The following is a 19,869-nucleotide window of genomic DNA, read 5'->3' on the forward strand; positions in this document are numbered from 1 at the left end:
TCCCGCGCCCGTCGTCAGCCCTCGGACGGACCACCGGTCTCCTCGTCGTCCGCCTTGCGGTCGGCCGACTCGGCCTCGCCCGGCTCGGACTGCTCGTCCTTGCCGTGCGTGCCCGGCTGGGGTTCGGCCACCGCGACCCGGGCGGGTCGCAGATTGCGCTCCCCGATCCGGTACCCCGGCTGGAGGATCTGCACGCATGTCGTCTGCGTGACGTCAGGCGAATAGCTGTGCATCAGCGCCTCGTGCACCAGCGGGTCGAATGCCTCGCCCTCCTTGCCGAACTGCTGGAGGCCCAGCTTCGCGGCGACCGTCTCCAGCGACTCGGCGACCGACTTGAAGCCGCCCACCAGTTCGCCGTGCTCCCGTGCCCGGCCGATGTCGTCGAGCACCGGGAGCAGTTCGGTCAGCAGGTTGGCGACCGCGACCTCCTTGACGGCGACGCGGTCCCGCTCCACCCGGCGGCGGTAGTTCTGGTACTCGGCCTGGAGGCGCTGGAGGTCGGCGGTGCGCTCGCCGAGCGCGGTGCGCACCTGGTCCAACTGCGCCTTGACGGCCGTCAGCTCCTGGGAGGTCGCGTCGTCCCCGCCCCCGGACGACGGGCCCGCCTTACCGGCGGTCCCGTTGCCCGAGCCGGACTTGCCCGCCTTGCCGGCGGCCGGCTCCTCGGCGGCGTCGGAGGGGACGTCGGGCTCCTCGAAGCCCTTCGGCTCCTCCGTCACGCGGCACCATCCCTCTTGCCCTCGTCGTCGACGATCTCGGCGTCCACGACGTCGTCGTCCGCGGCCTGGGCCGAGTCACCGGGCGCGCCCGCGTCGGCACCGGGGGCCGCGCCGCCCTCGGCCTGCGCGTTGGCGTACAGCGCCTGGCCGAGCTTCTGGCTGGTGGCCGCGACCTTCTCGGTGGCCTCGCGGATCGCCGCGGTGTTGCTGTCGTCGGACGACTCGTTCTTCAGCTTCTCCTTCAGGTCGGCGACCGCGGTCTCGACCTCGGACTTCACGTCCTCCGGGAGCTTGTCCTTGTTGTCCGCGATGAACTTCTCGGTCTGGTAGACGAGCTGCTCACCCTGGTTGCGGGTCTCGGCGGCCTCGCGGCGCTTGTGGTCCTCGTCCGCGTACTGCTCGGCCTCCTGGCGCATCCGGTCGACCTCGTCCTTGGGCAGCGAGGAGCCGCCCGTGACGGTCATCCGCTGCTCCTTGCCGGTGCCGAGGTCCTTCGCGCCCACGTGCATGATGCCGTTGGCGTCGATGTCGAAGGTGACCTCGATCTGGGGCATCCCGCGCGGGGCCGGCGGCAGACCGGTCAGCTCGAACATGCCGAGCTTCTTGTTGTACGCCGCGATCTCGCGCTCGCCCTGGTAGACCTGGATCTGCACCGACGGCTGGTTGTCCTCGGCGGTGGTGAAGATCTCCGAGCGCTTGGTCGGGATCGTGGTGTTCCGCTCGATCAGCTTGGTCATGATGCCGCCCTTGGTCTCGATGCCGAGGGACAGCGGGGTGACATCGAGCAGCAGGACGTCCTTGACCTCGCCCTTCAGGACGCCGGCCTGGAGGGACGCGCCGATGGCGACGACCTCGTCCGGGTTGACGCCCTTGTTGGCCTCCTTACCGCCGGTCAGCTCGCGCACCAGGTCCGCGACGGCGGGCATCCGGGTCGAGCCGCCGACCAGGACCACGTGGTCGATCTCGGACAGCTGGATGCCGGCGTCCTTGATCACGTTGTGGAACGGGGTCTTGCAGCGCTCCAGCAGGTCGGAGGTGAGCTGCTGGAACTGCGCCCGGGTGAGCTTCTCGTCCAGGTGCAGCGGGCCCTCGGCGGAGGCCGTGATGTAGGGCAGGTTGATCGAGGTCTCCGTCGAGGAGGACAGCTCGATCTTGGCCTTCTCCGCGGCCTCGCGCAGCCGCTGGAGCGCCATCTTGTCCTTGCCCAGGTCCACGCCGTGGCCGGACTGGAACTGCTTGACCAGGTAGTCCACGACGCGCTGGTCCCAGTCGTCACCACCGAGGTGGTTGTCGCCGTTGGTGGCCTTGACCTCCACCACGCCGTCGCCGATCTCCAGCAGGGACACGTCGAAGGTGCCGCCGCCGAGGTCGAAGACGAGGATCGTCTGGTCGTCCTTGTCCAGGCCGTACGCCAGTGCGGCCGCGGTCGGCTCGTTGACGATGCGCAGCACGTTCAGGCCGGCGATCTCGCCGGCCTCCTTGGTGGCCTGGCGCTCGGAGTCGTTGAAGTACGCGGGGACGGTGATCACCGCGTCGGTGACCTTCTCGCCCAGGTACGACTCCGCGTCCCGCTTCAGCTTCTGCAGGATGAACGCGGAGATCTGCTGCGGGTTGAAGTCCTTGCCGTCGAGGTTGATCCGCCAGTCGGTGCCCATGTGGCGCTTGACGGAGCGGATGGTCCTGTCGACGTTGGTGACCGCCTGGCGCTTGGCCACCTCGCCGACGAGCACCTCGCCGTTCTTGGCGAAGGCGACGACGGACGGCGTGGTCCTGGCGCCCTCTGCGTTGGTGATGACGGTGGGCTCGCCGCCTTCGAGAACGCTGACGACGGAGTTAGTCGTGCCCAGGTCGATGCCGACCGCACGTGCCATGGTTAATCCTCCAACAACTGACTTGAGTGCAACTGGCTCAACCATGCCTGACCGCGAGCCGGAAGTCAATTGACATGAGTCATAGCGGCTCAACTTAACGGCGCGCATCCGACGCACTACCCAGGAGACACCCTGCGCACACCCCGGTTCGCCCGAACGGCGGCACCCTCCGGACCCCGGGTGCCCGGCCCGCGACACAGATCACCAGCAGGGCGGCTTTATGGCCCCGGAATTCCCGGGTACCCTCAGCCGAGACCGGAGTAAGTTACCGCTTAGTACGTTTTTGCTCGCAGCAGGCCCGAGGAGCCCTCATGCAGCTCGCCGCGATCATCGTGTCGCTGGTCCTCACGGCGGTCGGCGTCGCCCTGATCGGCCTCGCCGTCGCGCAGATCTACCGGTTCGTCCGGCTCGGCCAGCCCGTACCCGCGGGCAGCCGCACCGACGACCCGGTGGCGCGCACGAAGACGCTGGCCAAGGAGTTCGTCGGCCACACCCGGATGAACAAGTGGGGGCCGATCGGCGTCGCCCACTGGTTCGTGGCGGTCGGCTTCCTCACCCTCGGCCTGACCATCGTCAACGCCTACGGCCAGCTCTTCAAGGCCGACTGGATCCTGCCGGTGATCGGCACCTGGCTGCCCTACGAGGTGTACGTCGAGTTCATCTCCCTCTTCACCACCTTGGGCATCCTGGTGCTCATCGCGGTGCGGCTGATGAACCTGCCGTCCCGGGCCGGCCGCAAGTCGCGCTTCGCCGGATCGACGGCCTGGCAGGCGTACTTCGTCGAGTACGTGGTGCTCGTCATCGGCCTGGCCATCCTGATGCTGCGCGGCCTGGAGGGGGCGCTGCACGGCGTCGACCACTACGAGGCGGCGTACTGGGTGTCGTACCCCCTGGTGGCCGGCCTGCGCGGGCTGAGCACCGGCACCCTCCAGAACACGGTGTACCTGGTCGCGATGATCAAGCTCGGCGTCACCATGATCTGGGCGATCACCCTGGGCCTGAACACCTCGATGGGTGTCGCCTGGCACCGCTTCCTCGCCTTCTTCAACATCTGGTTCAAGCGCAACGCCGACGGCCCGGTGGCCCTGGGCGCGCTTCAGCCGATGACCAGCGGCGGCGTGCCGATCGACTTCGAGGACCCGGGCGAGGACGACGTCTTCGGCGTCTCCCAGGTCGAGCAGTTCTCCTGGAAGGGCATCCTCGACTTCTCCACCTGCACCGAGTGCGGCCGCTGCCAGTCGCAGTGCCCGGCCTGGAACACCGGCAAGCCGCTGTCGCCGAAGCTGCTGATCATGAGTTTGCGCGACCACGCCCACGCCAAGGCGCCCTACCTGCTGGCCGGCGGCGGCAAGTCGGCCGAGGGCGAGGAGCGCGCGAGCCAGGAGCAGCTCGCCGGCGTGCCCGCCGCCGCGCTCGCCGAGGCCGAGCGCCCGCTGATCGGCACCCTGGAGGAGAACGGGGTCATCGACCCCGACGTGCTGTGGTCCTGCACCACCTGCGGCGCCTGCGTCGAGCAGTGCCCGGTGGACATCGAGCACGTCGACCACATCGTGGACATGCGCCGCTACCAGGTGATGATCGAGTCGGCCTTCCCCAGCGAGGCCGGCACGATGCTGAAGAACCTGGAGAAGAAGGGCAACCCGTGGGGGCTGCCCAAGAAGCAGCGGCTGGCATGGGTCAAGGAGGTCGACTTCGAGGTGCCGGTCGTCGGCGAGGACGTCGAGGACCTGACCGAGGTCGAGTACCTGTACTGGGTCGGCTGCGCGGGCTCGCTGGAGGACCGCGCCAAGAAGACCACCAAGGCGTTCGCCGAGCTGCTGCACATCGCGGGCGTCAAGTTCGCCATCATGGGCGGCGAGGAGAACTGCACCGGCGACTCGGCCCGCCGCCTGGGCAACGAGTTCCTGTTCCAGCAGCTCGGCCAGGAGAACGTCGCCATGCTCAACATGGCGTTCGGCGAGGAGCTGGACGACGACGGCAAGGTGGTCGCGTCCTCGCGCCGCCCGCGCGCCGCCAAGAAGATCGTCGCGACCTGCCCGCACTGCTTCAACACCATCGCCAACGAGTACCCGCAGCTCGGCGGCGAGTACGAGGTCATCCACCACACCCAGCTGCTCCAGCACCTGGTGGACGACGGGAAGCTGGTCCCGGTCACCCCTGTCGAGGGCCTGATCACCTACCACGACCCCTGCTACCTCGGCCGGCACAACAAGGTCTACACGCCGCCGCGCGAGATCATCGCCAAGGTGCCCGGGCTGCGCAGCGAGGAGATGCACCGCCACAAGGAGCGCGGCTTCTGCTGCGGCGCCGGCGGCGCGCGCATGTGGATGGAGGAGCGGATCGGCAAGCGCATCAACAACGAGCGCGTCGACGAGGCGCTGTCGCTCAACCCGGACATCGTCTCCACCGCCTGCCCGTTCTGCCTGGTGATGCTCACCGACTCCGTCAACGGCAAGAAGAACGACGGCAAGGCGAAGGAGTCCCTCCAGGTGGTGGACGTCGCACAGCTGCTGCTCGACTCGGTGAAGACGCCGGCCGAGGCGACGGCGGAGGCGGCGCCGGCGGGCTGAGCCGAGCACCCCGCCCACCGGTCCTGGACCCTGTCCGGCCTCCTAGGTGCCTGAGCAGTGCCTGAGCACCTAGGAGGCCGGACGCGCGTCCGCACCCAGGAGGCGAAGCGGCAGTCAGGCTCCGGACCGCTCAGGACACCCCGTGCTGGGAGAGGATCTTCCTGAACGAGGTGGCGTCGAAGATCCCGTCGTCGTTGGACACCTTGTCGCCGTCGATCTTCACCATCGGGGTGCCGCCCGCCCCGCTCTTGATGAACGCGTTCTCCGAGGCGCTGACGAAGCTCGCGTACTTCTGCCCGCGCACCGCGGCATCGAAGGCCGCCGAGCGCAGCCCCGGCACCTTGCCCGCGAGTTGGAGCAGGAAGTCCGCGGTGAAGCCGTCGGTCTGCTCGTTCGGCTGGTACTGGTAGACCAGCGTGTGCAGCGCCACGAAGCCGCCGCCGTCCGCCGACGCGGCCAGGGCGGCGCGCAGGGCGTTCACCGCCCGCTTGGAGCCGCCGCCCCCGCTGTTCTGGTCGATGAACGACGCGAAGGTGTACTGGACGCGGATCTTGCCGGCCGCCTCCAGCGCCTGGATCTGCGCCGCGTTCGCCTGCTCGAACTGCTCGCAGATCGGGCAGCGCGGGTCCTCGTAGACGGTGAGGGTGTGCGCCGCGGCGGGGTCGCCGACGGTGACGGTGGTGCCGTCCGCCTCCAGCCGGGCCGGTATCGCGCTCCCGGTGCCGGTGGTGGTTCCGGTGGTCTCCGTGCCGCCGCTCGCGGTGGGAGTGGCCCCGGCGGCGGTGCCGGTCGGCGCGGCCGACGTACGCGCGGCGCTGGTGCCGGAGTCCGGCAGCCGCGAGCCGGGGCCCGGGCCGCTGGAGCAGGCCGCCAGGGGCAGGGCGAGGGCGGCGACCGCGGCGGCGAAGAGGGCCGCCCGCCGGGCGCCGGGCGCGGCGGTGCGCTTCACCCGGACGGCCCCCTCCCGCGCGGCCGCGCCCTCCGCGTCCGATCCGAGGACCGCCTCGGCAGCCTTGTCCATCGTCACCCTCCCCGTACCCGGTCCAGCCCGTCCCCGTCGTCGCCCGGCAGGCTACCGGGGCGTGTCACAGGTTGGCAGCAATGGCCCGCACTCGGACAGACGATCGTCCCGGCACTCGCGGTAGCGGGTACGTTCGAAGGCGTGGCAGGTTTCAAGGGACGACGGGGCGGCGGCGGGCGGCAGGGCGGGGCGCCCTCGGCACGGTACGGGGCGTCCGGGGCCGGCGGCGCCGGGCAGGGCTCGGGTCAGGGTTACGGTCCCGGGTACGGCGGTGCGCCGGGGTACGGCGCCGGTGCGCCCGGCTACCGCAGTGCGCCTGGGGCCCCCTCGTACGACGACTCCCCCGGCAGCACCCGCTCCTTCACCCTCGGCGCGAACGACGGATACGGCGACGACCCGTACGCGGGCCAGGCGTACGACAACCGGGCACCGTACGGGGGCGGCGCACCGTACGGCGGCTACGACGACGGGCGGGGCGGTTACGACGACGGGGCGGCCTACGGCGGCGACAACGTGGCCACCTACCGTGCCGGCCAGGCCAGCGCGCCCCCCGCGGGGCCCCGGCTGCACTGGAAGGAGCTGCTGAGCGGGATCGTGCTGCGCCCGGGCCGTACGTTCTGGCAGATGCGGGACCACTCCGTGTGGGGCCCGGCCCTGGGCGTGACGTTCGTCTACGGGCTGCTCGCCGTCTTCGGCTTCGACGCCGCCCGCAGCGACGTGCTCAACTCCACGCTGACCGCGAGCGTGCCGTGGGTGCTGACCACCGCGGTCATGGTGGTGCTGTGCGGGCTGACGCTCGGCGCGGTCACCAACACGCTCGCCCGGCAGCTCGGCGGGGACGGGGTCTGGGCGCCGACGGTCGGCCTGGCGATGCTGGTCAGCTCGCTCACGGACGCGCCCCGGCTGCTGTTCGCGATGTTCCTCGGCGGCGGCAACGGCTTCGTGCAGCTGCTGGGGTGGGTGACCTGGATCGCGTGCGGGGCGCTGCTGACGTCGATGGTGGCCAAGTCGCACGACCTGCCCTGGCACAAGGCGCTCGGGGCGGCGTCGATCCAGCTGGTGGCGCTGCTGATGCTCTTCAAGCTGCCGCTGATCTGATCGGTCAGGAACGTACAAGATCCGGGGCGGGCCCGGGCGCGAGGGTGGGTGCATGAGCACCGAGAACGACAGCACCGAGAGCGACATCGCACCCGAGCCGCCCGAGCCGATCCGTTTCGACACGAAGATCGCCGTACTCCTGCGGGAGGACCTCGAGACGTGGCAGCGGCTCAATGTCACCGCCTTCCTCGTCAGCGGGCTCGGCTCGCACGTGCCGGAGGTGATGGGCGAGCCGTACGAGGACGCCGACGGGACGCCTTACCTGCCGATGTTCCGGCAGCCGGTGCTGGTCTTCGAGGGCGACCAGCAGATGCTGACCACCGCGCACGCCCGGGCGCTGTCCCGCGCGCTGCCGCGGTCGCTGTTCACCGCGGACCTCTTCGCCACCGGCAACGACCGGGACAACCGGGCGGCGGTGCGGGCGGTGCCGCGGGACGGGCTCGACCTGGTGGGGCTCGCGGTGTACGGGCCGAAGAACGGGGTGGACAAGGTGCTCAAGGGTGCGCGGATGCACCCGTGAGGGCCCGACCGCGGTGGGCGGGCGGCTCGTTCAGACCTGCGTGCGGTGGAAGTTGAGGAACGAGCGGGAGGGCGTGGGGCCGCGCTGCCCCTGGTAGCGCGAGCCGTGGCGGGCGGACCCGTACGGGAACTCCGCGGGGGAGGACAGGCGGAACAGGCACAGCTGTCCGATCTTCATCCCGGGCCACAGCTTGATCGGCAGGGTCGCCATGTTGGACAGCTCCAGCGTCACGTGGCCGGAGAAGCCGGGGTCGATGAAGCCTGCCGTGGAGTGCGTCAGCAGGCCGAGCCGGCCGAGGCTGGACTTCCCCTCCAGCCGGGACGCGATGTCGTCCGGGAGCGTGATGACCTCGTACGTCGAGGCGAGCACGAACTCGCCCGGGTGCAGGATGAACGCGTCGTCGCCCTCCGGCTCCACCAGCCGGGTCAGGTCGGGCTGCTCCACCGCGGGGTCGATGTGCGGGTAGCGGTGGTTCTCGAAGACCCGGAAGAAGCGGTCCAGCCGCACGTCGATACTCGAGGGCTGCACCATCGCCGCGTCGAAGGGGTCCACCCGCACCCGGCCGTTGTCGATCTCGGTCCGGATGTCCTTGTCTGAGAGAAGCACCCCCCGAGACTAACCGACCCTGATCAGGGTGCCGTGTGGGTGGGCGTGCCACGCCGTACGGGTGCTCGTGCCGCAGGGGGCACGGCGTACGGGGGCAGGGCGTACGGGGGGCGAGGCGCCGGGAACGGTCGCCCCGCTTCCCGTCTACGTGCCCGCTACTTTCCCGTGGCCCCGTGCAGGCCACCGGCGGGCTCGCCCACCGGCACCGCGTGCCGCAGCCGCGCGCACTTCGGGCACCTCAACAACCGTCCAGGGCCCAAGCGTTCAGCGCCGAGATGCTGCATCGGAAACGACGCCGTACTGAACACATGTCCCTCCGCACACCGAACAACCGTGCGCTCCATGTAGCCCCTTCCCCAACTCCGCGTGGCCGACGAACCCACACATTAGGGGATGTCCCGCCCACCGGGGCTCCACCACACCGACCCCCAACCTACCCCTCCCCCACCCCCGAACCCCTCCCCCTCCCACCCCCGCCATGCGGTACAGTATCCCCGCAGCGTCTTCCCGAAGCCGCTCACACGCGGATGTAGTTTAATGGTAGAACATGAGCTTCCCAAGCTCAGAGCGCGGGTTCGATTCCCGTCATCCGCTCCATTGCATAGCCCCAGGTCGGAGACCTGGGGCTTTCTCTTGGCCCGCAAACCACTATCGCCGCCCTGCAGAGCTCGGCGATTCCTAGGACAAGCCGCAGGCTGTCCTGATGCCTGCGGGATTACAGCGAAGGCTCGCTACCCAAGGAGCGCTCGGCGTTATCGACCAACTCCTTGTACGTAAGCACCTCCACACGATTCACATGGGTATTGAAGATGCGAAGTGCTTCGTTGATCGACTCCTCTGGAACGGAGGGCTGAACCGAGGGGTGTCCGATCAGCACCATCGCGCTGGTCCGTCGCGTCTCGATGCCGAGTTCTTCGCGGAGCCGCCGACGGCTCTCGTCCAAGCCGACGAGATAGTTCACCGCCTGGCCGACAGCGTCGTGCACCTGCGCGGTAGGTACCCACGAACCTCGGTGCTTCTTCACCATCGGGCCAACCAGGCTCGCTGAGCGCTTCAACTCAACGACGTGCAGGGCGCCGTCACCACGGATCAGAGGAATGTCGACCTCGTCCCCGGGCACCAACCTGCGGTGGGCCGCCTCACCGACGAACCGCCCGCCGAAGATCCAGTACTGCCCCTCCAACGCGCGCTGAAGCGCGTGTTCGGAAGCCGTGGTGTCCTCGACGACCCTGCGCAAAGCCTCCAGGCCGGCTGCCCGTCGCTGCAACTCCGCCGCTCTGAGGAGCATCTGCCCCTCCGTGTCGGCAGCAAGGAGGGCCACCGCCTCGGGAGAGGTGACGATCCTGCGGGCGGCCTCGGCGGGCGCCTCGATGTCCACTCGTTCACGCAGGACGCGTTCCAACCACGCCGCTGCCTCAGCCCGCCCACGCAGCACCCGGTAGCGCCCCGGACGGTCCTCGGGCGCGTCGAGAAACCGCGCGTCCTGCGAGAGCGAACCGAAGTGCGCGATCAGTTCGTTCACTCCGGCCTCGGGGTGTTGATCCACCTACTCGCGGCTCGCCTCCGCGACAAAGCGGAAGGTGTTCCACAGCATGTTTCCGACGAATTCCCGCTGATTCTCATTTCGCGCTCCGTCCTGGAACAGGCGGTATCGCTCATCGAAGTCAGGCTTGAGTATCCGGCCCTCGGCGTAGTCCAGGGAGTCCTGGACCAACCGGACGACCTGCCACTCACCGAAAACGGCCGCACAACTGCGAACCGCCTCCAGCAACGGGATGAGGGCCTGTCCGCCTCGGCGATGCCCTCCCCTTCCGCTGTTCATGTGCGCCCGCGCCGATACGAGAGCCGCCTTCACCTCGGGATGAACAGCCACGTCCAGGACACGCTTCAGCTGCAAATCCAGTGAAAAATCCGATCTGACACTCATACCGCGAGTCTGACTGAAGGGACTGACAGGGCCGCAAGCCAGCGCAGCACGTGGTGGCACCGTGTGCTACCGTAGAGCCATGTCAGCGCAGCCCGAGATCACCCAGCGCGACCTGCGCAGCCGATCCAAAGAGATCATGGACGCCGTCCAGAGCGGACAGTCCTTCACCGTCACCCGCGACGGGCATCAGATCGGGGAGCTGATCCCGCTGCGCCGCCGTCGGCGGTTCGTTCCGCGTGCGGAGTTCGCCGCAATGTCCCGCACCGCGTCGGACGTCTCCTTGGAGGCCTTCAGGGCCGACCAAGACGCCACCGCCGAGCAGGAAGCGGACGACCCCTATGCCCGCTGAGTACACGCAGGGCCTGCTCGACACCAACATCGTCATCCTGCGTAAGTGGCTCGACCCCGCCGAACTCCCGGACGAGGTGGCGATCAGCGCCATCACTCTCGCCGAACTCTCCGCAGGCCCCCACGAGGTGCGCCGGAACGAAGAGCAGAGCGACTACGACGAGCACGCCGAACGGGGCCGCCGCCTGGACATCCTGCAACGCGCCGAGAACGAGTTCGACCCCATCCCGTTCGACGCCGACGCCGCCCGGATCTACGGTCGGGTCTGCGCAGCCGTCATCGGCGCCGGCCGCAAACCACGGCGCCGGGTCGCCGACCTCATGATCGCCGCCATCGCCATCGCCGAAGAGCTGCCCCTCTTTACCACCAACCCCGACGACTACAAGGGCCTCGACGGCCTGCTCACCGTCGTCCCCGTCACCCGGCCCACCGTCTTGCACGACCGGTAAGGCATCGCCGTCGCACCGCATCCGCACCATGTACAGCACTGCCGTGCGGTCCACCACGGACATCAATGGCGGTGGACACGTGGACACTTCGGGGCCCGCGCGGACAGCCGACCAGCAAAGATGCCACCAAGACCCCCATGATTCCCAAGCTCAGAGCGCGGGTTCGATTCCCGTCATCTGCTCCATTGCAAGGCCCCAGGTCAGAGACCTGGGGCTTAATTCATTCGCGGCTCGATTACCTCCCCGTCATTTCCCGATGAAAGAAATTGCAACGCCTCCTCCTGTCGGAGTGCGGCGGCTCCGCCACCCAGATGTCTCCACGCCGCCGACTGGAACGTCCGAGCCGCACGGGCGCGCCGGGGCGGTCAGGTGGCTTTGGGCCGCGAGCACCCCGGCATGACCGGCGTTCGCTCCGGGTCTTTGGTGCGTTCGCGAAGTTGGACAGTCGGCCTCCTCCTGGTCATGGCCCCAACTTCGGTCCTCGACGACGGCAGCCACCCGGCGGTCACAGCCCCGTTTGCCCAGCGGCACCACCTCAACGGCTCGTAGCACCGTGAGACACGACGCGCTACACTCGGGTCATGAAGACCATCACCCAGCGCGAGTTCCGCAACAGATCCGCAGCCGTCATGGACGCCGTCGAAGCCGGCGAGACCTACCTCATCACCCGCAACGGCACCGAGGTCGCAGAACTGCGTCCCCTGCACCGCAGGCGCCGTCTGAGTGCCGAAGAGCTGGTGGAACGGCACCGCAGACTGCCGCGCGTCGACGCCGCCGCCATGCGGCAGGAAGCGGACGAGTTCTTCGGGACCGAAGACCGTGCCGGCGACGACGACCCCTGGCAGCGCAACCATGGCTGAGCGCCACCCGGCCGGTGTGCTCGACACCTGCACGTACATCGATCTGGACGTGCTCGACCCGGCAGACCTTCCCGCAGTCCCCGAACTCACCGCCATCACGATGGCCGAGTTGCAGCAAGGGGTCGTCATGGCCAAGAACGCTGCCGTCCGCGCCGCCCGCATGGAAAAACTGGGCGCGGCAGTCGCCGATTTCGACCCCCTCTCGTTCGACGGGGACGCAGCTGCGCGCTACGGCACCCTCGTAGCGCTTGCCATCGCCTCAGGGCGCGATCCACGCCCCCGGAGGATGGATCTCATGATCGCCGCCATCGCATCCGTCCAGGGCCTTCCCCTCTTCACCCGCAACGCCGACGACTTCAAAGGGCTGGACGGCTCCCTGACCGTCGTCGCCGTCTGACAGACCCGCCCCACGCGGTCCGCACCACATCCGCACCACGTCCAGCGGTACATGGCGGTCAGCTTCGGCCGGCGCTGGAGGCTGCAGGATGCACGTTGATCAGCCCGAAGCCGCGCTGACCAGCATCTGCTTCGCGACGGCCCCGTGATCGGCGCGCCATTGGCGTGCAATTTGAGACTGCCGAGCTGGCGATTACCGCTCCTTCACCGCCATCGCGTCTGCCCGCGCCCTGGCCTGCCCCAGTTGGCTCGCACTCAAACACCGCACCTGCCAGATCAGGTCGCCAACTCGCTGCAAATCTGCTTTCCGCTCAGCAGTGAAAACGGGAAAAGCGGTACCCGTCACCGCCGTGAGATCTTCCTCGGAGATGTCGAGCAGAGCAGAGAAATCCCCGAGCAGTTCAGAGCTCAGGGAAACGCGGCCATGGCCCATACCTCCGTACGTCGCCGCCGACCAGTAGCGCCCCGTGGTGACCGCCAGCGTTTGGGCGGTGGCACTCCAACCGAGGCCGCGATTCCGGGCCAGGCGCATGAGAATCCCGCCGGGGCCGGACGGATAGACCATGTGCGGGGGCGTCCGAACCGGCGCCGCCGGCCTCTCGGCAGGCATGGACGCCACGAAGTGAAGGACTTCCGCCTGCTGCTCCAAGCCCAAGGCGATGAACGACCGGACCAACGCGGGAACCCCGCCTCCCGTCGACCGGTCCGCAGGACGGAGATCGTCGGGGAGGGACACATCGGCCAGAGCGAAAACGTCAGCAGCATGCCACCCGAGAACGGGAGCGAGCACGCGCAAGAGATCCGATCCCGGCGACCCGCCACGGAGCACAGCCTCCAACTCGCTCCTCGTGCCCGCCTGGTGGGCAGCAGCGACAAGTTCGCCCATCTTGCCGAGTGCCAGCCGTTCCAACAGGACACCGAAGCTGTCGTCCGCCATAACTCCAAGAAGATAGCGGCGGCATGCCGACGGGAGGGGCCCGCGCCACCCGCGGCCGAAGGTCGAGCGGCGGAACGGCGGAACGGCGCGCCGCGCTCGCCAACGAACAGCAGGCCGCCGGCTCCTTCGCCGCTCCCACACCTCGACCACCGCCGCGGGCCGCCAGGGACTTCGACGAACGATTCCACGGCGTCCACCTCTGATCAACGACGGAGTAAAGGCAGGTCGACGTGCGACTGGGCATCAGCGGCCACCGCGGACCGCCGGACCGTGCGGCGCGGCTCGTCCGGGCCGCACTCACCACGGTGATCGGGCAGGCCGGCAGCGGAATCCTCGGCGGTGTCGTGGACGTCCTCCTGGCCGTCTGGGCCGCCAACCGCCCGCAGTTACGCGGGCACCACCGACATCGTCACCCACGCGAAACGCACCGGCGTGCCCTACTCCGCCATCTTGCCCGAGGTCTCTACCCGGGACTGACGCCAACCGAACCCACCGCGAGGCAGCCCAGCCGCACGCGAGGAGAACCGTGAACCTGCTCCCCGCCCTGACCACCACCGACGTCCAGCAGCTCCGCCCGTCGGATCGGTGGACCGTACGGAAAGTGGCTGGGCAGGTGGCAGTCGCATCGGTTCCTGGCCGGTCAGATGGCGAGCCCGTAACCCGTGGAACCCCAGAGCAACCGGCCGAACCGTTCCGGCTGTGCCAGCGCGATGCGTTCGGCTTCTTCGCGCAGTGGTGCGGCCTCGGGTGGGTAGTGTGCGGCGGCCAGAGGAAAGGCTCTGTGCAGCCGTAGGCGCAGGCCGTCATCGTCGCAGTCGACGAAAGCCCTCATGGACGCAAGCCAGAGTTCGGGCCACAGATCGGCGACAGAGTCGTTGCCCGTCTGTTCGGGCTGTGCCCGGAGGCGTCGCAGCCTCGCCCTCGCGTCGGCTGCCGACATGACGCCGTCCCTCACCGCGGTGAAGAGCTCCTCTCGACCGGGGATGCCCGGCCCTTTCGGGACCCAATAGGCCGCTGCGGAGGCGTTCGCCCGCTGCGGCCACTCCCCTTGGCCGACTGCGTCGACGATGTACTGCAGGACCGGCCGCCGTCCCAGTGCCGTAACGAGCGGGAACACCAACTGGTTGGTCATATTGCTATCCAGCGAGAGGAGGTCGAGCAGTTCGGCTTGGTGGCGGTGCACAAGTCGCAGATCTCGGCCCAGCACTCGACCCAGCGCAAGCCGATTGCACTCCACGAGTTCGTAGCGCTGCCGCGCCGGCTCAAGGCCCAGAAGCGGGCCCCCGAGCCGAACCCTCTCCTCCGGCGCCAGATGATCCATAAGCGCCTCGAGCCGCTGGAGCAGCAAGACATCCGCTGTCACGTGGACTCCTCCCGAGATCGAAGTCTCTCCGAGTCGGCGCACCGCATCAGATCCCCTGCCCGCGCTTTCCACGGTTACAGCTTCCATCGCCGTCCTACCGAAGGATTACAGTCCCATCGAGCGCGCCGCCGGTCGAGACATCAACGCAGCGGGGACGCCGTCCAGTCGTACGACCCGCACCGCTCCCACACCACGCACCGTGGTCGACGCAGCCACCAACGGCCCTGCCCCAGCCAGCACTTCAGGATCGTGCCTGCCACCGGCCGGTACAGATGCCCGGGAATTCCGTCATTCCCAAGCTCAGAGCGCGCGTTCGATTCCCGTCATCCGCTCCATAAGAAAGCCCCTGGATCTAAGATCTGGGGGCTTCGTTGTTGTCCGACTCTGTCGACGACGCTTGAGGAAAAGCGACGGGCCGACCAGATGAAGCGGGCGTCTCCCGGCGGCCCGAGAGGAGTTCGGGTCGCCGGGCGCCATGGGCGGAGGTCGGTTCCGGAGGGATCAGCTGTAGTAGCCGAAGACGTCGGCGATCAGGTGCGTGGTGCTGTTGACGTACAACTCGGCCTTGCCGTCGGTGCCGAGGGGCACGATCACCTGGTTGGCGATGGTCTGGCCGGCGCTCCAGTTGAGGTTGGACGTCGTCGGCTGGGTGCCGCCGTCGGCCCAGGCGATGACGTGTCCGGCGGCGGTGGAACCCGTCACCGTGATGTTGAGGACGACGGCCTTGGTGCCGCTGGGGACGCCGGTGGTGCCGCCTGCGGCCTGGAAGGCGAGGGTGTGGCCACCGGCCAGCGCGGAGGTGGTGGTCACGCCGATGGCATGGCGGGTGTCGAGGAGGCGGTGCGGTGCGAGGCTCACGTAAGGGTGCCCGCTGGACGACGCGCTGAAGTAACCGGAGACGTCGGCGAGTACGTCGGCTGTGCCGTGGACCTTGATGGCGATGCTGCCGTCCGTGCCGATCGGGACGATGGCCAGCCCGGCCAGAGTGGCGCCGGAGTGGTTCCAGTTGACGTTGGAGACGGTCGGGGTGGTGGTGCCGTCCGGGTACGCCTCCAGGTAGCCCGAGCTGCTGGTGTGCACGGCGGTCAGGTTGACTGCGACGGAGTCGGCGCCGGCCGGCACCCCGGCCTTGCCGCGCACGGCGAGCTTGATGGTGCTGTCGGTAAGGGGAGTTCGGGTGGAGCCGCCCAAGGCGCTTCGGGTGTCCAGGATGCGCGTCGGGCTGACCGGCGTGTAGCCCGTACCGGAGTCCTGCGTGGAGTAGTAGCCCTGGAGGTCGGCGATCACCTGGGTGCTGCCGCTGCTCTGGTTGGTCAGGTCGACCTCTCCGTCAGGGCCGACGGGGACCGTGACGAGGTTGGAGATGGTCTGGCCGGTCGACCAGTTGAGGTTGGACGTGCTCGGCAGGTCGGAGCCTTCCGGGTACACCGTCAGGTGCCCGCCGGCGGTGGCCCCGGTGACCGTGACGTTCAGCACCGCGGCGGTGAGGGAGCGGGAGGGCGCCTGTACGGCGCCGCCGACCGACACCGCGAGGGTCCCGTTCGCCGGAACTGCACCCTTGGTCACCTCGCCGGTGCCGTTGCGGGTGTCGAGCAGGCGCTGAGGGCTGACGGAGTGGAAGGAGGCCGCCTGTCCGAGCGACGAGGTGCCGGTGGGCTGCTGGCTCACCGAGAAGAGGCCGCCCGGGATGACGGAGTCCGCCTTCGACGCCAGCACCAGGTGGTGGCCGACGGTGTCCAGGTAGTTGGTGCCCGGGTTGGCGTTGTAGTCCAGCCCCAGTCCGTCCGGAGTCCACTTGGGGTACGTGTGGTTGGTGGAGCCGCTGGTCACCTGAGTGGCCGTGCCGGAGCCGTCCGCGGCTTGCACGAAGAGCTGGTCGTAGCCGTTCACGAGGCGGTAGAACGCGATGGACGAGCCGTCCGGCGAGATGTCCGGCTGACGGCCGTTGGCGATCAACAACCCCGCGGTGGCGTTGCCGTGGTCGGTCCAGATGTCCGAGGCTCCGGCGGCGTCGTGCTCGAAGATCACCTCGCCGGTCGTCGACGACACGCTCGGATAGCGGTCCGATCCGCCCGTCGGCTCGGCGAACCAGGGGGGCGGGTCCTGGTACTGCTGCCCGGTCGGGCTGCCTGCGGCCGGCGACTTGTAGAGCTGGTACTGGGTGTAGTCCGGCCCACTCGATATCGCCTCGATGATCGTGGCACCGTCCGTCGTGTACGTCGGATCGGCCCCGCCTTCAGCGACGAACTGCTCGCCGGTGCCGTCCGGCAGGTAGGTGTCCACTGCCGGAGCGCCGTTGGTGTAGGCGACCCGCGTGCCGTCGGGTGCCCAGGAGACGCCGCCGCCCTGATCGGAATTGCCGCCGGACATCAGGTGCAGGATGAGGCGGGACCCGTCCGGGTTCTCCGTGGCCGTGGTCACCTCACCCCCGTTGATGATCTTCGAGCCCGCCAGCAGTCCTGGATTCCCGGGAGCAGTCGCCTGCGCGGCGGGGGCCGACACAACGGAAAGGCCCGCGGCCCACACGGCTGCCACCAGGGCAGGCACCAACTGCCCGACAACCACGCGATATCTCATTCCCCACCCTCTACATCAGAATAAAAATTCACTGCATTTCCAATGCAGCCGACGCGCGCCGCAGATCGCTGTCCATCTACGCTGGGATCAATGTTTGTCTTGCGGGCTGCCAGTGAGGTGTTCCGACTCCGCCGACCGGTGTCGCGTCCGCGAGCACATAGTAGGTGTGGAGGTCGGTGACCGTCAGGTTGTAGGTGAAGATGTGGCCGATGTCGTCTCGGACGTGGGCGATGCGGGTGGTGCGGCCGTCGGGGAGGCGGAGGCCGTCAGCGCACCTTTTCCGGCCTGGTCTCACCGGTCAGCGGGCTGGCGGCCAGTACGGTGTCATCGGCTTTGACGTCATCGATGGCTTCGGACGTCGTGCCGTCACTGAGCACCTTCGTGTCTCCGGGGAGGCGGCCGGCCGCCTTGCAACCGTCCTCAAGTCCCTTGCGAGCGCCCCACGGCAGCGGACAGGCCCCGGCTTGTACTGTGCAGACCTGGACACCGGAAAGGAACCCGCCGTGAAGACGTTCATCATGCCCGGCACCGACATCCTCGCTCCGAACATCGTGCTCGGCCTGATGCGTATCGCCCGCAAGTCCGACGACGAGGTCCGCGAGCTCGTCCGCACCGCACGCGACGCGGGGATCGACTTCGTCGACCACGCCGACATCTACGGGGGCGAACTGCACGCGTGTGAACGCCGCTTCGCCGACGCGATGGCGCTGAGTCCGTCACAGCGCGACGAGATCACGATCCAGACCAAGGCGGGGATCGTGACGGACGGGCCGTACTACGACTTCTCCTACGAGCACATCGTCAAGTCGGTCGAGGGCTCACTCGCGGCCCTGCGCACCGACCGCATCGACATCCTGCTCCTGCACCGCCCCGACGCACTCGTCGAGCCCGAAGAGGTGGCCCGGGCCTTCGACGCACTCGAGTCGTCGGGCAAGGTGCGCGCCTTCGGTGTGTCGAACCACACCCCGCGCCAGATCGACCTGCTCCGCAAGTTCGTACGCCAGCCCATCGTGGCCAACCAGCTCCAGCTGTCGATCACGCACGAGCCGATCATCGCGCAAGGGGTCGCCGCGAACATGCTCGATGAGCAGCAGGCGGCGACCCTGGATGGCGGCGGGATCGTCGACTACTGCCGGCTCAACGACATCACCATCCAGGCGTGGTCCCCCTTCCAGGCCGGCTTCTTCAACGGTGTCTTCCTCGGCTCGCCGGACTATCCCGAGCTCAACGCCGTCATCGACCGGCTCGCCTCCCGGTACGACGTCCCCGCCATCGCCATCGCGACTGCCTGGATCACCCGCCACCCGGCCCAGATGCAGGTCGTGCTCGGCACCACCAACCCGGAGCGCGTCGCGGGCGCCGCCCAGGGCTCCGACCTTGGGCTCACCAGGGCCGAGTGGTACGAACTGTTCCGTGCCGGGGGCCACCGCGTTCCCTGAAGCCGGAAGCGGGGCGGGCTCGAAGGGGGCCGCCCCGTCGGCGGCCTGGGGAGTCCTAGCGGGCCGCGGTGGGGGGCTCGGCGAATCGTTTCCTGTACGCCTTGACGAAGTGGCTGCTGTCGGCGAAGTGCCAGCGAGCGGCGATCTCGGACACGGTCAGCCGCGTCGAGGCCAGCTCCGCCCTGGCGCGTTCGAGGCGGCGTTCGCGCACGTATCCCATGACCGGCGGCGTGGCCGCTTGGCCGAACGCGCGGTAAAGGGTGCGGACGGACACGTTCAGGGCCGCCGCGATCCCGCGGGGACTGAGGTCGGGGTCGGCGAGCAGCCGGGTCTCGATGTGGTCCATCGCCGCCCTGAGGAGCGCGGGGGCGAACTCGGCGTCGTCGATGACCTGGTCGTTCATCAGGCCTCTGAACAGTTCCAGGGTGGCGTTGCGGGCCGCGCCGCCGGCGGCGGCGCCGAGTCCGTCCGCCAGTTCCGTCCAGAGCCGGAGCTGGGCGAGCAGCAGGGCCGCGGCGGGTGAGGTCTGTTCCGCGGTGACCGCCCGCGTGTTCGCCGGGAAGCGGATCTCGCTCGCGGGGAGGACCAGGGTGATCGCCCGGGTGCCGCGGGCGACCTCGAAGTCCCACGGGTCCTCGTTCCTGCGCACGCACACCATTCCGGCCGCCGCCGTGGTCCGCTGGCTCTCCGTGGCGAAGCGCCACTCCCCGCTGAGCGTCACGCTCGTCACGATCCGGTCCTCCAGGTGCCCGCCCGGGCCCCCGGTGCTGCCCGCGACCGCGTCGCTGTACTGGTCCTCGAGGAAGAGGTCGAGCAGGTTCTGCTTCCAGATGCGCGCGCGGTACGTCCCCGCGCCGTGCCGCGGCAGCCGCATGGGCGGCGCCGGCACCCGCTCGCCGCCCTGACGCCGCCACTCCCCGAGCAGCACACGGTTCCGGTTCTCGTTCGCGTACGGCACGGTGATGTCGACCACAGGCGTCGAGGGGTCCCCGATCCGCCATGGAGACACGCTCACTTCGGTGCTCATCCCGCGCAACGTTACTCCGCACCGGCCGCCACTCCCGGCCCACCACCCCAGGCCGGGCGCACGGCGCCGTCTCGGGTGGCACGGAAGTACCACGCACTCGGCAGGCCGGTACTGGCCTCCGGCGTGCGGGCCTTGTGAGCA

General features: G+C 69.0%; 19 protein-coding genes and 1 tRNA gene. 9 read left to right on the forward strand and 11 right to left on the reverse strand.

Translation table 11 applies throughout. The annotated features are described in order from the left end of the window. Nucleotides 1-14 precede the first annotated feature (14 nt). Together grpE and dnaK are read right to left on the reverse strand one after the other, a co-directional pair. Nucleotides 15-719: a nucleotide exchange factor GrpE gene (gene grpE, locus WA788_RS25255; protein ID WP_335981003.1), complete on the reverse strand. Its 705-nt coding sequence runs from the start codon at nt 717-719 to the stop codon at nt 15-17. Next, nucleotides 716-2,590 carry a molecular chaperone DnaK gene (gene dnaK, locus WA788_RS25260; RefSeq protein WP_335981004.1) on the reverse strand — a complete coding sequence of 625 codons (1,875 nt, stop codon included), beginning with the start codon at nt 2,588-2,590 and terminating at the stop codon, nt 716-718. Before dnaK ends, grpE begins: the two co-directional genes overlap by 4 nt. 311 nt (nt 2,591-2,901) lie before the next feature. On the opposite strand from dnaK, the gene WA788_RS25265 reads away from it, so the two are divergent. After that, nucleotides 2,902-5,160 (forward strand): (Fe-S)-binding protein, encoded by a 2,259-nt coding sequence (locus WA788_RS25265; protein ID WP_335981005.1) that lies wholly within the window; start codon nt 2,902-2,904, stop codon nt 5,158-5,160. Between the two features lie 130 nt (nt 5,161-5,290). On the opposite strand, the gene WA788_RS25270 is transcribed toward WA788_RS25265, so the two are convergent. Beyond that, complete coding sequence (locus tag WA788_RS25270; RefSeq protein ID WP_335981007.1) at nt 5,291-6,181, reverse strand: DsbA family protein; 891 nt, start codon at nt 6,179-6,181, stop codon at nt 5,291-5,293. A 141-nt stretch (nt 6,182-6,322) separates the two neighbouring features. Here WA788_RS25270 and WA788_RS25275 point away from each other — a divergent pair, with 141 nt between their 5' ends. Together WA788_RS25275 and WA788_RS25280 are read left to right on the forward strand one after the other, a co-directional pair. Next, nucleotides 6,323-7,279 carry a Yip1 family protein gene (locus tag WA788_RS25275; RefSeq protein WP_335981009.1) on the forward strand — a complete coding sequence of 319 codons (957 nt, stop codon included), beginning with the start codon at nt 6,323-6,325 and terminating at the stop codon, nt 7,277-7,279. Nucleotides 7,280-7,331: 52 nt separating this feature from the next. Next, nucleotides 7,332-7,799, forward strand: a complete 468-nt coding sequence (locus WA788_RS25280; protein ID WP_335981010.1) for a DUF2000 domain-containing protein — start codon at nt 7,332-7,334, stop codon at nt 7,797-7,799. Nucleotides 7,800-7,829: 30 nt separating this feature from the next. Here WA788_RS25280 and dcd read toward each other — a convergent pair whose 3' ends face one another. Continuing rightward, on the reverse strand, nt 7,830-8,405 hold the full coding sequence (gene dcd, locus WA788_RS25285; protein ID WP_335981011.1) for a dCTP deaminase: 576 nt from the start codon (nt 8,403-8,405) through the stop codon (nt 7,830-7,832). A 155-nt stretch (nt 8,406-8,560) separates the two neighbouring features. Beyond that, nucleotides 8,561-8,749, reverse strand: a complete 189-nt coding sequence (locus WA788_RS25290; protein WP_335981012.1) for a hypothetical protein — start codon at nt 8,747-8,749, stop codon at nt 8,561-8,563. Between the two features lie 179 nt (nt 8,750-8,928). Between WA788_RS25290 and WA788_RS25295 the strand changes: the two genes are divergently transcribed. After that, nucleotides 8,929-9,002, forward strand: a tRNA-Gly gene (locus WA788_RS25295). A gap of 118 nt (nt 9,003-9,120) precedes the next feature. Here WA788_RS25295 and WA788_RS25300 read toward each other — a convergent pair. Together WA788_RS25300 and WA788_RS25305 are read right to left on the reverse strand one after the other, a co-directional pair. Beyond that, nucleotides 9,121-9,927 carry a Shedu anti-phage system protein SduA domain-containing protein gene (locus WA788_RS25300; protein WP_335981013.1) on the reverse strand — a complete coding sequence of 269 codons (807 nt, stop codon included), beginning with the start codon at nt 9,925-9,927 and terminating at the stop codon, nt 9,121-9,123. 24 nt (nt 9,928-9,951) lie between these two features. After that, a complete protein-coding gene (locus WA788_RS25305) occupies nt 9,952-10,332 on the reverse strand; it encodes a hypothetical protein (RefSeq protein ID WP_335981014.1) in 381 nt (126 codons plus the stop codon). Between the two features lie 79 nt (nt 10,333-10,411). Here WA788_RS25305 and WA788_RS25310 point away from each other — a divergent pair, with 79 nt between their 5' ends. From WA788_RS25310 to WA788_RS25325, 4 genes are all read left to right on the forward strand, one after another. Continuing rightward, a complete protein-coding gene (locus tag WA788_RS25310; RefSeq protein WP_335981016.1) occupies nt 10,412-10,681 on the forward strand; it encodes a type II toxin-antitoxin system Phd/YefM family antitoxin in 270 nt (89 codons plus the stop codon). Continuing rightward, a complete protein-coding gene (locus WA788_RS25315; protein ID WP_335981017.1) occupies nt 10,671-11,129 on the forward strand; it encodes a type II toxin-antitoxin system VapC family toxin in 459 nt (152 codons plus the stop codon). Before WA788_RS25310 ends, WA788_RS25315 begins: the two co-directional genes overlap by 11 nt. 581 nt (nt 11,130-11,710) lie before the next feature. Then, complete coding sequence (locus tag WA788_RS25320; RefSeq protein ID WP_335981018.1) at nt 11,711-11,989, forward strand: type II toxin-antitoxin system Phd/YefM family antitoxin; 279 nt, start codon at nt 11,711-11,713, stop codon at nt 11,987-11,989. Next, a complete protein-coding gene (locus tag WA788_RS25325; RefSeq protein WP_335981020.1) occupies nt 11,982-12,386 on the forward strand; it encodes a type II toxin-antitoxin system VapC family toxin in 405 nt (134 codons plus the stop codon). The genes WA788_RS25320 and WA788_RS25325 overlap by 8 nt, the downstream gene beginning before the upstream one ends. Before the next feature lie 192 nt (nt 12,387-12,578). Here the strand turns inward: WA788_RS25325 and WA788_RS25330 are convergent, their stop codons facing one another. From WA788_RS25330 to WA788_RS25340, 3 genes are all read right to left on the reverse strand, one after another. Further along, entirely contained in the window at nt 12,579-13,322 is a 744-nt protein-coding gene (locus tag WA788_RS25330; RefSeq protein WP_335981021.1) for a hypothetical protein, read from the reverse strand. Nucleotides 13,323-13,962: 640 nt separating this feature from the next. After that, nucleotides 13,963-14,685 (reverse strand): hypothetical protein, encoded by a 723-nt coding sequence (locus WA788_RS25335; RefSeq protein WP_335981022.1) that lies wholly within the window; start codon nt 14,683-14,685, stop codon nt 13,963-13,965. Nucleotides 14,686-15,186: 501 nt separating this feature from the next. Continuing rightward, nucleotides 15,187-17,262 carry a hypothetical protein gene (locus WA788_RS25340; RefSeq protein WP_335981023.1) on the reverse strand — a complete coding sequence of 692 codons (2,076 nt, stop codon included), beginning with the start codon at nt 17,260-17,262 and terminating at the stop codon, nt 15,187-15,189. 503 nt (nt 17,263-17,765) lie between these two features. Here WA788_RS25340 and WA788_RS25345 point away from each other — a divergent pair. Next, nucleotides 17,766-18,701 (forward strand): aldo/keto reductase, encoded by a 936-nt coding sequence (locus WA788_RS25345; RefSeq protein ID WP_335981024.1) that lies wholly within the window; start codon nt 17,766-17,768, stop codon nt 18,699-18,701. Between the two features lie 55 nt (nt 18,702-18,756). On the opposite strand, the gene WA788_RS25350 is transcribed toward WA788_RS25345, so the two are convergent. Next, nucleotides 18,757-19,728 (reverse strand): helix-turn-helix domain-containing protein, encoded by a 972-nt coding sequence (locus tag WA788_RS25350; RefSeq protein ID WP_335981025.1) that lies wholly within the window; start codon nt 19,726-19,728, stop codon nt 18,757-18,759. Between the last annotated feature and the right edge of the window lie 141 nt (nt 19,729-19,869).

Origin of the sequence: Streptomyces sp. CA2R106 (assembly GCF_037034245.1) — a bacterium.
In the GTDB taxonomy this organism is placed as follows: domain Bacteria; phylum Actinomycetota; class Actinomycetes; order Streptomycetales; family Streptomycetaceae; genus Actinacidiphila.

Excerpts from the sequence above, each read along its gene's own strand:
- WA788_RS25280 (WP_335981010.1), top strand. The coding sequence starts at position 7,332 with ATGAGCACCGAGAACGACAGCACCGAGAGCGACATCGCACCCGAGCCG.
- WA788_RS25315 (WP_335981017.1), top strand. The coding sequence starts at position 10,671 with ATGCCCGCTGAGTACACGCAGGGCCTGCTCGACACCAACATCGTCATC.
- WA788_RS25340 (WP_335981023.1), bottom strand. The coding sequence starts at position 17,262 with ATGAGATATCGCGTGGTTGTCGGGCAGTTGGTGCCTGCCCTGGTGGCA.
- dnaK (WP_335981004.1), bottom strand. The coding sequence starts at position 2,590 with ATGGCACGTGCGGTCGGCATCGACCTGGGCACGACTAACTCCGTCGTC.
- WA788_RS25310 (WP_335981016.1), top strand. The coding sequence starts at position 10,412 with ATGTCAGCGCAGCCCGAGATCACCCAGCGCGACCTGCGCAGCCGATCC.
- WA788_RS25265 (WP_335981005.1), top strand. The coding sequence starts at position 2,902 with ATGCAGCTCGCCGCGATCATCGTGTCGCTGGTCCTCACGGCGGTCGGC.
- WA788_RS25330 (WP_335981021.1), bottom strand. The coding sequence starts at position 13,322 with ATGGCGGACGACAGCTTCGGTGTCCTGTTGGAACGGCTGGCACTCGGC.
- WA788_RS25305 (WP_335981014.1), bottom strand. The coding sequence starts at position 10,332 with ATGAGTGTCAGATCGGATTTTTCACTGGATTTGCAGCTGAAGCGTGTC.
- WA788_RS25350 (WP_335981025.1), bottom strand. The coding sequence starts at position 19,728 with ATGAGCACCGAAGTGAGCGTGTCTCCATGGCGGATCGGGGACCCCTCG.
- WA788_RS25270 (WP_335981007.1), bottom strand. The coding sequence starts at position 6,181 with ATGGACAAGGCTGCCGAGGCGGTCCTCGGATCGGACGCGGAGGGCGCG.
- WA788_RS25290 (WP_335981012.1), bottom strand. The coding sequence starts at position 8,749 with ATGGAGCGCACGGTTGTTCGGTGTGCGGAGGGACATGTGTTCAGTACG.
- WA788_RS25325 (WP_335981020.1), top strand. The coding sequence starts at position 11,982 with ATGGCTGAGCGCCACCCGGCCGGTGTGCTCGACACCTGCACGTACATC.
- WA788_RS25320 (WP_335981018.1), top strand. The coding sequence starts at position 11,711 with ATGAAGACCATCACCCAGCGCGAGTTCCGCAACAGATCCGCAGCCGTC.